The following is an 11,044-nucleotide window of genomic DNA, read 5'->3' as shown; positions in this document are numbered from 1 at the left end:
TCATGAGCCCGAAAGACACGGAAGAGGTATTGGTTCCTGCGCAAGGAGATTACAAACATAAGTTAATTCAATAACTTATCATTTGTTGTTAATGGAACGATCGGTGCGCCGGCGACTTGTGGGGACGTTGCGTCGCGAGGCTACCTGAATGTCAGCGCTCGAACTTTGGGGCGGGCACGAATGCACGGTCAATCGGGTGGGCGAGGCCTTCTACGATCAGACCTTGCGTAGCGGTCACCACGATCGGATCGAAGACCTGGACCGGTTCGCAGAGCTGGGCCTGAACCGGCTCCGCTATCCCGTTCTTTGGGAGCGCGTTGCGCCGGAGAGCGCAAACCAACTGGATTTTAGCTGGAGTGACGCGCGGCTGGCGCGGCTCGGCGAGCTTGGCGTCAAGCCAATCGTCGGCTTGGTTCATCATGGCGGTGGACCCGCCTACACGCACCTGCTTGACGATAGCTTCGCACCCGGTCTCGCCGCCTTCGCCCGGCGCGTCGCCGAGCGCTATCCGCACGTGGAGGATTGGACGCCGGTCAATGAGCCTCTGACAACGGCTCGCTTCTCTTGTCTTTATGGACATTGGTATCCGCATCTTGCGGAGGAGGGCGCCTTTTGGCGCGCGCTCCTTAATCAAGTCGATGCGGTTCGACTGGCGATGCATGAGATTCGCCGCGTCAATCCAGCGGCCCGGCTAATCCAAACCGAGGACATCGGGCGGACCTACGCCACCGCGCCTTTGCAATATCAGGCCGATTACGACAACGCCCGGCGCTGGATGACCTGGGATCTGCTCTTTGGGAGAGTGGTCGATGGCCATCGCCTCCACGCACGCCTTTGCGCATATGGCCTTGGCCCAAGGCTTGAGGCGATCGCGAACGCACCTTGTGCGCCCGATGTTCTTGGCCTCAACCACTACCTCACCAGTGATCGTTTCCTCGACCATCGGCTCTCGGAATATCCATTGGTCGCGCAAGGGGGAAACCTCGACCGGGCCTATGCGGATGTGGAGGCCGTGCGGGTGATGAGCCCGCCGCCGCCTGGGCTTGAGGGCGTGTTGCGCGAAGCGACCGATCGATATGGGCGCAGCCTCGCCATCACCGAGTGCCACAACGGCTGCACCCGCGAAGAACAGATGCGCTGGTTCGCCGAGGCCTGGGACACTGCAGAGAAACTCCGGACCGAGGGGCTCCCCATAGAGGCGGTGACCGCCTGGTCGCTGCTGGGCTCCTATGACTGGAACAGTCTGCTGACGGTCCAGCAGGGCAGCTACGAGCCGGGCGTCTTCGACCTTGGGGGACCTGCGCCTCGCGCCACCGGCATGGCGAAGTTGCTGGCCAATCTCGTGAGCGGCACAGAGCGCCCCCCAGCCGCGCACGGAGCCGGCTGGTGGCGACGAGACGTGCGGCTGGAACATCCGCCTGTCGGAGCCTGCGAGCCGTTTGTATCGCGCGCCGGCTCGCGTGGTGCGTCGCATCGAGCCCGGCCGATCCTCATAACCGGCGCCACGGGCACCCTCGGCAGGGCCGTGGCCAGAGCCTGCGAGGCCCGTGGGCTCGACTACGTATTGACCAGTCGCGCTGAACTGGACCTCGGTTGCGAGGAGATGGTCGAGCAGGCCTTGTCTCGCCACCGACCCTGGGCGGTCGTCAACGCCGCTGGTTGGGTTCGCGTTGACGACGCCGAGCAGGCTGCGGAGGCCTGCCTGGCGGCCAACGCAGAAGGTGCAGGACGGCTCGCCCGGGCGAGCGCTCGATATGAAGCCTCATTCGTCGGCTTCTCCAGCGCCCTCGTCTTCGACGGCGTTCTGGGCCGACCCTACTCAGAGGCAGACGTCCCAAGTCCCTTGAGTGTCTACGGCGCCTCCAAAGCTCGCGCGGAGGAACTGGTGCTGAGTGTGGACCAAACACTCATGATCAGGACCTCTGCGTTCTTTTCAGCGCACGATCCGCACAACTTTGCTTGGGCGGTGCGTGAGCAGCTCAAAAGCGGCCGGACTGTCATGGCGGCCGACGATCTGGTCGTTACGCCGACCTACGTGCCTGATCTCGTGCGAGCGACGCTTGATCTTCTGATCGATGATGCGAGCGGCCTCTGGCATCTCGCCAACCGGGGAGAGACGTCGTGGGCGGACTTCGCCAGGCGACTGGCCCGTGCGTTCGATCTCCCAGTGGATCTGATCGAAGGCGCTCCGGCCGCTCATTTTGCGTGGCCCGCGGCGCGGCCCGCCTGCTCGGCGCTCGTCAGCGAACGTGGTCTCATGATGCCCACAGTCGACGACGCGGTGAAGCGTATGGCCCGATCCTTGGCTTAGCTCGCAGGAGGAGGAGGAGGAAGTCCGCGGCCCACCGTCAAAGCTTTTCGCGCCAAAGGCCCCGCGATGGGGCTTGGCGCTCGGGCGCCAAACAAAGGGCCCGCGCCCATCCTTTAAGTCTTACGTCAGGAGCGTCATGTCTGGTCTCACTCCGTCTTCCTCCGACCTGGGCGTACGCCGCCCGCTGCGAGTCCGCCAAGTCGCCGTCTATCGCGGCCCTCATCTCTACAGCGCCATCCCGATGATTAGGCTCCAGGTCTCTCTCGGAGACCTGGAGACTCATCCGACCAATCAGATTGACGGGTTTGTGGATCGCTTGCTCGAAGCTCTGCCGGGTTTAGCGGAGCATGCGGCCGGCCGGCAGCAAAGCTTCCTTGAGCGGCTCGTGCAAGGCGTCTGGCTCGGGCATGTGGTTGAACACGTCGCCCTGGAAATCCAGGCGCGGGCGGGGTCTGCGCTGATGCGGGGAAAGACGCGATCCGTCAGGGGTCAGCCTGGCGTCTACAACATTCTCTACGCTTACGAGGTGGAGAAAGCCGGATTGCTGGCGGGCGCCTACGCCTTGGCGCTGGTGGACAGCATGTTGCCGTCGAGGTTGCGCGGCGTGGCTGGCCTCAATCGCCTCGGCGCGCAACTAGGCCCTGTGGACGTCGGACACGCCATAAAGAGCGTCCATCATACGTCGCAGATCCACGCACCAGGAGCCACCGCCAAGGTCTTGTCGCGCGAAGCCATGCGCCGGGGCATTCCTGTTAAGCAGCTGGACAGGCAGAAGCTCCTCATCTTGGGCCACGGCGCCGCGCAGGCCCGACTGCGAGGCAGTTTGCCGAGCCGAACGTCTCATATCGCAGTTGAAACAGCGTCGGACTTGATGCTGACGAAGGCGCTGCTGGCGGATATGGGTCTGCCGACCCCTCAGGGCGCAGTGGCGCATGACGCGCAGGAAGCGCTGCGGGTCGCCGCCAGTCTGCGCGGCCCCCTGGTCGTAAGGGCGGCGGATGGTTTGGGACGCGTGGCGAGCGGCCTTCGGGACCCTGAGGCCATCAAGCGGGCCTATGAGAAAGCATGGACCGATCGCGGCGGCTTAGTCCTCGTCGAACAGCAACTCCCCGGACACGCCTACCGCATAGTTGTCGTGAACGGGGAGGTCGTGGACGTCAGCGAGCGCCCCGTCGGGGCGCAGTTGACGGCTGACGTCGCTCAGAGTGATGAGCGGTCAGCTTCCCCTCCGAGCAGCGAGGCTTTCGCTCCTGCGACTGGCGCTGATCCTTCCTTCCACGGCGCGAAGGACCTCCTGAATGAAATTCATCCGCAGAACGCGGAATATGCCTGCCAAGCCGCCATCGCGATCGGGCTCGATGTCGCCGGCGTCGACTTCATCGCTCCTGACATCTCCATTAGCGTGGATGTAACGGGCGGCGGGATCGTCGCGGTGGAACCTTCACCGGCTCTGGAAATGCGAGGGGAGGCCCTGCCAGGCATGGCCCGCAGCCTTGCCGCTCCCGTCATTGACATGCTGTTTCCTTCTGCGGCCGCCAGCCGCATCCCGATCGTGTCGATTACGGGCACGAGCGGCAAGTCCAGCACGGCCCGACTGGTCGCACAGATCCTGCAGCAGGTCGGGCGGCGCGTTGGCCGAGCCGACACCAGCGGGGTCTATATTGGTGAGCGACGCCTGTGGTCCGGAGACGCCGGCGGCTTTCGCGGCGCTAGCGCCGTACTGGAACATCCTTGCACTGAGATTGCGGTGCTGGAGACCACGTACGATGGCATCGCGCGTGAAGGTCTCGCCTTTCGAGCCTGCGATGTCGGCGTCGTCCTCAACATCCTGGCCGGTCACGTGGGGGGCGGGGGCGCCGAGACCCTCTCATATGCTGCGGTCCAATCCGTTGTCGTCGAGAGCGTCCGCCGAGGCGGCGTGAGCGTTCTAAACGCGGACGACCCTCACGCCCTGGGCATGTCTCGTCACGCCCGCGGCGCAGTCGCGTTCTTCTCTAGCCGCGGCGGCGCGGAGCTGCCCGGGACCTTGCACCAGCACATCCTTAGTGGAGGTATGGCGGTTGTCCTTGAACCAGGCCTACCAGGCGGCGTGATCGTTCTCCACAGACATCGTGCAGCCAGACCGATCATCGCGGCCAGCGCTATCGGCGCTGCTGACGACGCCTCTCACCGGTTCGATGTCTTGAACACCATGGCGGCCGTCGCAATTTGCGCCGGCTTGAACGTGTCGGTGAGGGATATCCGGCGAGGGCTTGAACGGGTCACCGCCTTCCAAGAGAAAATTCCCTCCAGCGCCGGCGATCTGCCCAGCTTTTGAACAAGCGCCAGCGGTGGCGAACCCTTTAGAATCTGGCGACGCGCCGGGGGGAGTCTAGCCAGGGCGCGAAATCTGGCGGAGCGCCGGATATCGAGGCCAGTCGGGGTCCTTTTTTGCTTCCGCGCGTATCCAGATCTCTCTTTTCGGCGCGAGGACGCAATGGCTGGCCCAACGCAGGACGAGATTGGCCTCGAAATCGGACGGCGCTTGCGCGCGGTCCGATTGAAATGCGGCCTTTCTCAACAGGTTCTGGCGGAGGCCGGCTCCATTAGCTTCCAACAAATTCAAAAGTACGAGCGCGGTGAAGCTAGGATCAGCGCCGTGATGGTCTGCCGTCTCGCCGAGCGGCTCGGCGTCAGCCCCATGGCGCTGCTCCCTGACAATCAACACACCGCTGAGGGCGCAGTCGTGTTGAGGTCACGCGATGTCGCCGAAGCGCTGAGGATTCTAGATAGGATGGCGCCCCCGGAAACTCGGCGAGCGCTGCAGATGTTGAAATTGCTAGCCGGTGAAGAACGCTAGGCTCCGATCTCCAGTGCGTTCGACCTACCAAGAAAAATCGCCACCGCGACCGGCTGGGGGCCGACCCGTTCAACGGCCTCCACGAGATCGTCTTCGGAACAGTCAAGTTTCTCAGTCATTTCCCTGACCTTGGCGGGGTTCCGTAAATCGATGGGCTCGTGGGGATCGAATGACTTCGGCTCGTCGGGTCGCATGGTCGCTCTCCGTGGTCCTCATCTGCGGAAGAGCGCCTCAGCTCTGATCGCGTTCCGTCAGCAATGCATCGAGCATCGTGCCGATACGATCGAGGCGAGCGCTTTCCTCGACGGGAAGAGGCAGGTGGCCTGAACCCTCATGGTGATAGACCGCTGCAAGGTCGCGCTTGTCGACGAGCTGGCGGCAGGCGGGGCACCGATAATAGTGGATAGCCTCGACCCTCAGCTTGGCTCCCGCACGACGACCGACATAGCCGAATTTCGGGTTGAGCATCCGGTGATCCTTTCTCAACCCGTCAGGATTCCTGACGCGAGGGATGGTTCCGGAGCCTTCGGTTTGGCGGGGAAAAATTCCCGCACAGTGTCCAGTGCGTCGCTCTTTCGGCGACTTTGTGGGAACGACAAGGGGCGTTGCGATTATTCGCACACGGGACCGACCTAGTGGGGGAACACCCTGATCGGCGATGAGTTTGGAAACAGCCAGGACCTTCCTGGCGACCCCTGGAATGCCCCGCTCCTAACGAGCCCAGTCAGGGGCGGGGACATTCATGAGGCGCTCGAAACCGCTCGCCCGACCGTTGCATCGGTCGGGGGCGATGGCGGGGCTTGAATCGTCCTGGGCCGCGACCTTCCGTTGACGATCGGCCTGCGGCGCCGTCACCTCAGCCCAGAATAGATCAGCAAGCGGCCGACGCGGGCTTGATCGCCGAGTGTCTTCGCGCACCGGCTGGCTTGCGAGGCGCGCGCGGCGTTGGGGAGGGTGAGCGCGATCAATGTGTAACCTCTACGGGCTAACGAAGGGGCAGGCGGCCATCAACATGCTGGTGCGCCACATGAACGACCGGACGGGCAATCTGCCGCCGCTGCCGGGCGTCTACCCGGACTACGAGGCGCCGATCATTCGACATGGCGCCGATGGCTTACCCGAGATGGCGATGGTGCGCTGGGGCATGCCCAGTTCGCGCCAGGCGCTGTTCAAAGCCGCCTCGGAGCGGGCCGACAAGCTACGCGCGAAAGGCCAGACCATCGATGACGCGGCCTTCGCCGAACTGCTGAAAATGGAGCCGGACAAGGGCACGACCAACATCCGCAACACGACCAGCCCGGCGACCGGCCGCACCAACAAGCATTGGGAGCCCTGGCTTAGCCCGGCGAACCGTTGCCTGGCGCCCTTCACGTCTTTCGCCGAACCTGACCAGGACGGGGAAGGCACGCGACAGAACATCTGGTTCGCGTTTGGCGAGGATCGTCCGATCTCGTTCTTCGCCGGCGTCTGGACGCCTCACGCCTGCGTTCGGATGAAGTCAAAGGGCTGGGAGGAGATTGAGGCGTTCGCATTCCTGACGACGGAGTCCGCCGAGCCGGTGAAGACCTTTCACTCCAAGGCCATGCCCGTGATCCTCACAACGCAGGAAGAACGCGACGTGTGGATGCGCGCGCCCTGGTCGGAGGCCAAGGCGCTCCAGCGACCACTGCCAGACGGGTCTCTGGAGATCGTGGCGCGCGGCGTGAAGAAGGACGATGCAGGGCTTGAACCCGTAGTTTGAGCGCTTCATCGAGACGAGGTCCGAACTGACCAGGCGCCTTAGATCGATAAGGTCACCTTGCCGACCTCATGACATCGGCGGCACCTCAGACGCCGGCGGATGTCGTAGGGCGTGGCGTCCTGGCCAAACAGCGCGAGCGCCTCTCCGAGGTTGAAGTGAGACGTGTGACCGCAAGCGCACGCCACCTTCAACCGGTCTTGGGAGTGCATCGAATTGGAGAGGGTCTCGTACTTCGTCATCACTCTGGGTCCGGAGGGCCAGGGCCCCTGGCCGCGCTTACCGCCCTCGGTTCGATATCCTCGGGTTTGACATGGCGGCCTTGACCCCGCGATTGCGGCCCGTATCCCGGCCGCTTGGCGCGCGGCCGCGACCCGAGGAAGTCGTACCCGGCGCCGGAGGGAGGGCTGCCCTTGAAAAACAGCCGACCTTTGCATGCGCCGCCGTGCGGAAGGATGCGCTGACAGACGCCGGTTTTGTCCCACAGAACAAGCCCCGGTCCGCGAAGCCGGATCATGGCGTCGAGGTTCTCCTGTCGCTCAACGCCGCATCCCTCGCAGACCGACCGGACGCTCCAGCGGTGCTTCCACATGTCCGAGATGGTTTCGGCCTTGCTGCGCCACTCCGAAATGTGGACGCGGTCAGGGTTGCGGGCGCCCACGACATACCTCTGAGGTCTCGACCCGCCCAAGCACATTCCAGGTCATCTGAGCCAGCCCGCACGCACCCTCGATTTCAAACCACGCTCCGTCTCCCTCAAAGGGCGCGACCTTGGCTGCCTCGACATACTCAGCGGGCGTGCGACCCAGGATCTGAAAACAGAGGATGTCGCCGCCGTCCTCTTCCAGGAGGCGCAGGGGGCGGAGCCAGGCGACGTACCGAATAGGCGTTCCGCCATCGTCTTTCGCCCCGTGAGGACGTGGCTCTGGCGGTCGGGATGCTTGACGGGGAGGGGGCAGCGGCTCCATGTCGTGGACGTGAACAAAAAAGGAACATTGAAGTCAAGCAGCCATCGCGGCGCGGGCAGGCGATCCACAGATGCGTGATCGCGGGGCCTACCTAGGGTCGGCGTTGCACCAGTCTCTTAGCGTGAGGACACTCGTGGGGCGGGTCTCCGCTCCCATGCCGGCGCGCATGATTTCGAGCGCCCACGCGCACCGCTCATCCGACAGACTGGCCACCGCATCGTGCGGCGTCCATAGACTGTAGTCGCGCATGTGGCCGTCGGCGGCGGTGAACAGGACGCACATGTCTGCGGCGATGCCAGTCAGCACCAGACGGCTGACGCCGAGCTTTGGCAGCAGGACCTGCAGCGTGGTCGCGTAGAAGCCCGAGAACTGCGGCTTGACGACGAAATAGTCAGTGTCCCTTGGAGCCATTTGTTCCACCAGCGCGCGGCCATGGCTTGTCTCCCGGCAGGCCTCGATAATGCTCGATCGCTCGCTGCGCCAATGGCCGTAGTTGTCGTTAACGTAGACGACCGGCATGGCGAGCCTGTCGGCCTGTTCGCGTAGACGCAAGATCGACTCTCCCGCGGCCAATGCCTTCGGAAGGAGGCTCCCTCCGCCAGGGAAGTCCAAGTCGTTGATCATGTCGATGATCAGCAAGGCCGCCCCCTGGCGGCCGGAAAACGCATGAGGCGGGTCTTTCATGGTCAGGAGCCGAATTGCTTGGGGTCGCTCGCCGACAGCGCCATCTCGAAGCGCCCGATGAAGCCGCTGCTAGACCACAGCTCATGACCGAAAGGACTTTGCGTGACGCATGCCGTCACGACCGCTTCACAGGCGTCGGCGCAATTGAGCCGCGTACGTCCCAGGGTCTTTGAGTCGGGGCCCAGAACCAGAAGCCAGAAGTCGTCACCGTCCGAAGTCGAAGACGGGTGATCAGAATGGAACGTCATAAGGTCTTCGCCATCGGACAGGTCGAGACGCAGTCTCGGGCCTTTGCAACGATGCGCCCGAAGCCTTGTTCCGGGCGCTGCTACACAAATGGCAAGTGCGACACCTAATCCACGCCGCCGCTCAGGGGATCGGCGATAAGGCCGGGAATCTCACACAGGAGTTCGCGGGCGAAGAATCCCACCGGTGCAATGCTTTTGGAGAGCCGGCGGCCTGCCGCCCCGTGCACGCAAACCCCCCATGCCGCTGCGGTGAGGGGGGAGGCGCCGCGCGCCAATAGTCCGGCGATGACGCCGGCAAGCACGTCGCCCGATCCGGAAGTCGCCAGACCCACCGCGCCTCCTTCATGGCGCAAAGCGTCGCCATCGGGCGTCACGATAAACGTCGTCCCACCCTTCATCGCCACTACGGCGCCTAGCCGGGCGGCCGCTTCGCGCGCCGCGCCGAGTGGGTCCGCCTCGATCAGGCCCTTCTCACGCCCGAGCAGCGCCGCCATCTCCCCGGCGTGGGGCGTAACGACAATCGATCTGCTCTGCGGGCCGAACGGCTGATCAAGCGGAAGCGCGGTCAGCGCGCCGGCGTCAAGAACCAGGGCGCTCTCGCCCTCGCGAGCCAGAGCGAGTGCGAGCCGTGCTCCGATCTGGTCGTCGAGCATTCCGGGGCCGACAAGAACCGCGTGTGCGCGGGCGGCCAGGGGCGCGAGCAGCGCTGCTGCTTCCATTTTGAACTCGCCATCCTCGGTCGCGGCGGCTGTAACCACGGCGGCCTCGGGAATGGCGATCGCCAGATGCGCGGCGTTCTGCTGGGCGGCAGCTATTTGCACCTTGCCTGCGCCGGCTCTCAGCGCCGCAAGTGCGCTGAGCAACGGAGCGCCAGGTCCCCAGGCGCCGCCGCCGACCACCAGAACACGGCCGCGCTCGTTTTTGTCGGTCTCAGCCGGAAGCGGCGGCAACGGGAATGCGGCCAGCCGCGCGAGGGTGAGTTCCGAGGGATCGCTCACCGCGCCGCCACGGGTTGATCGGGAGCTGTGGTCAGGGTCACGCCCGCTTCTTGAAGCGGAGCGGCGAAGTTGTAGCGGACGAGACGGAGCGCGCCGTCCGATCCGACGCCGCGGTCAAAAACGTATTCGGTCACGCCGCAGTTGACCACGTCTCCAGTGCTGTCGATGTCGAGCACCTCGGCTTCGCTGAGGTTCTCGATCAAGTACCGCAGGCAAAGTACGACCACTTGGTGACCGACGATCAGAACGTTGCGTTCGGCGTGGTGAAGGCTAATCGTATCGAGCGCGCTGCGCAGTCTGAGGATGACATCACACCAGCTCTCGCCCCCCGGCGGACGGTGATAGAATTTCCCCATGATGCGGCGCGCCTCCGCCTGTTCAGGGAAGAGCTTGAGGATGCCCCCCGATGTCAGTCGATCCAGAACGCCGAACTCGCGCTCGCGCAATCTTTCGTCGACGGCACGTTCGCAACCGCCTGCGCAAAGCCCGCCCGCAAGTTCAATCAGTTCCGCAGTGTGGCGCGCGCGCAGGTAAGGGGAAGTGAGCACCACACTTGGCCGCTCATTCGGGGGCAATTGCGAGAACCACCCTCCAAGCGCCTTAGCTTGATCAGCGCCTCGAACGCTTAGCGGAACGTCGACGTCGCGCTCCTCTATCGCGATACGTGAAAGTCCCGCGGCGTGCGCCTCGTCGCGCGCGACGTTCCCGGCGCTCTCGCCGTGCCGGACGATCCAAAGTCTTCTAGGCCACCTTGACTGCATGGATCAGCCAACGCCGCTCCGCGCAGAACGCTCCAGGCGCTGCTCGTCTTTCACTGCAGTCGCCCGCGGCGGCCTAACGTTTGCTGCATCCCGGAGTTAACGCCCCTGTTCAAGGCTCGCCCCGGATTCATGGGCCATCGGGTCGACATCCACCACGCCGGTCCGCTGTAGAATGATGATCGCGGCGAGCCAGGCCACAAGCAGACCCGCCATGATCCAGATCAATGGGGGGACTCGCCTGCGCTGCGCTCCGGATGGGGCGGCGTCGCTTTCTCCTGGGTTGTCGTAAAGTCGCTTCGCGCCGGCCTCACCCGCCCGCTCGCTCGCCTTGCTGACGTGCCGCGTATGGTAGACGCCATAGGCAAGAGTGATCAAAAGCGCCAAGGCGCCGAAGCCGAACGCCGTCTCCCATCCACCAAGCATAGATTTTCTCCTGGAACTGACAGGATCTGAACGATCACAGGTGCGCGTCTGTTCCTTGGGTCGGTGTAAAAGGT

10 protein-coding genes are annotated in these 11,044 nt (G+C 64.2%); 4 read left to right on the top strand and 6 right to left on the bottom strand.

Annotated features, from left to right (window positions below; translation table 11 throughout):
- Nucleotides 1-148: 148 nt before the first annotated feature.
- From ASC79_RS18860 to ASC79_RS18850, 3 genes are all read left to right on the top strand, one after another.
- Nucleotides 149-2,311, top strand: coding sequence for a family 1 glycosylhydrolase (locus ASC79_RS18860; RefSeq protein ID WP_056026035.1), 2,163 nt, complete (start codon nt 149-151; stop codon nt 2,309-2,311).
- A 136-nt stretch (nt 2,312-2,447) separates the two neighbouring features.
- Nucleotides 2,448-4,628, top strand: coding sequence for a Mur ligase family protein (locus ASC79_RS18855; protein ID WP_082532254.1), 2,181 nt, complete (start codon nt 2,448-2,450; stop codon nt 4,626-4,628).
- A 159-nt stretch (nt 4,629-4,787) separates the two neighbouring features.
- A complete protein-coding gene (locus tag ASC79_RS18850) occupies nt 4,788-5,150 on the top strand; it encodes a helix-turn-helix domain-containing protein (protein WP_056026031.1) in 363 nt (120 codons plus the stop codon).
- On the opposite strand, the gene ASC79_RS18845 is transcribed toward ASC79_RS18850, so the two are convergent.
- Together ASC79_RS18845 and ASC79_RS18840 are read right to left on the bottom strand one after the other, a co-directional pair.
- Nucleotides 5,147-5,344: a DUF3606 domain-containing protein gene (locus ASC79_RS18845; RefSeq protein ID WP_056026029.1), complete on the bottom strand. Its 198-nt coding sequence runs from the start codon at nt 5,342-5,344 to the stop codon at nt 5,147-5,149. The two genes, ASC79_RS18850 and ASC79_RS18845, sit on opposite strands and share 4 nt — an antisense overlap.
- Nucleotides 5,345-5,381: 37 nt before the next feature.
- On the bottom strand, nt 5,382-5,618 hold the full coding sequence (locus ASC79_RS18840; RefSeq protein WP_056026027.1) for a hypothetical protein: 237 nt from the start codon (nt 5,616-5,618) through the stop codon (nt 5,382-5,384).
- Nucleotides 5,619-6,117: 499 nt separating this feature from the next.
- Between ASC79_RS18840 and ASC79_RS18835 the strand changes: the two genes are divergently transcribed.
- A complete protein-coding gene (locus ASC79_RS18835) occupies nt 6,118-6,891 on the top strand; it encodes an SOS response-associated peptidase family protein (protein ID WP_056026025.1) in 774 nt (257 codons plus the stop codon).
- A gap of 1,052 nt (nt 6,892-7,943) precedes the next feature.
- Here ASC79_RS18835 and ASC79_RS18825 read toward each other — a convergent pair.
- The 4 genes from ASC79_RS18825 to ASC79_RS18805 all read right to left on the bottom strand — a co-directional run bounded on the left by ASC79_RS18825 (nt 7,944) and on the right by ASC79_RS18805 (nt 10,970).
- A complete protein-coding gene (locus ASC79_RS18825; RefSeq protein ID WP_200937243.1) occupies nt 7,944-8,495 on the bottom strand; it encodes an isochorismatase family cysteine hydrolase in 552 nt (183 codons plus the stop codon).
- 397 nt (nt 8,496-8,892) lie between these two features.
- Nucleotides 8,893-9,786 (bottom strand): NAD(P)H-hydrate dehydratase, encoded by an 894-nt coding sequence (locus ASC79_RS18815; RefSeq protein WP_056026018.1) that lies wholly within the window; start codon nt 9,784-9,786, stop codon nt 8,893-8,895.
- Entirely contained in the window at nt 9,783-10,547 is a 765-nt protein-coding gene (locus tag ASC79_RS18810; protein ID WP_056026016.1) for a histidine phosphatase family protein, read from the bottom strand. The genes ASC79_RS18815 and ASC79_RS18810 overlap by 4 nt, the downstream gene beginning before the upstream one ends.
- 96 nt (nt 10,548-10,643) lie before the next feature.
- Nucleotides 10,644-10,970: a hypothetical protein gene (locus ASC79_RS18805; protein ID WP_056026014.1), complete on the bottom strand. Its 327-nt coding sequence runs from the start codon at nt 10,968-10,970 to the stop codon at nt 10,644-10,646.
- Between the last annotated feature and the right edge of the window lie 74 nt (nt 10,971-11,044).

Origin of the sequence: Phenylobacterium sp. Root1290 (assembly GCF_001425305.1) — a bacterium.
GTDB lineage: Bacteria > Pseudomonadota > Alphaproteobacteria > Caulobacterales > Caulobacteraceae > Phenylobacterium.
The sequence above is the reverse complement of the archived record's forward strand: the minus strand, read 5'-3'. Positions and strand labels throughout refer to the sequence as shown.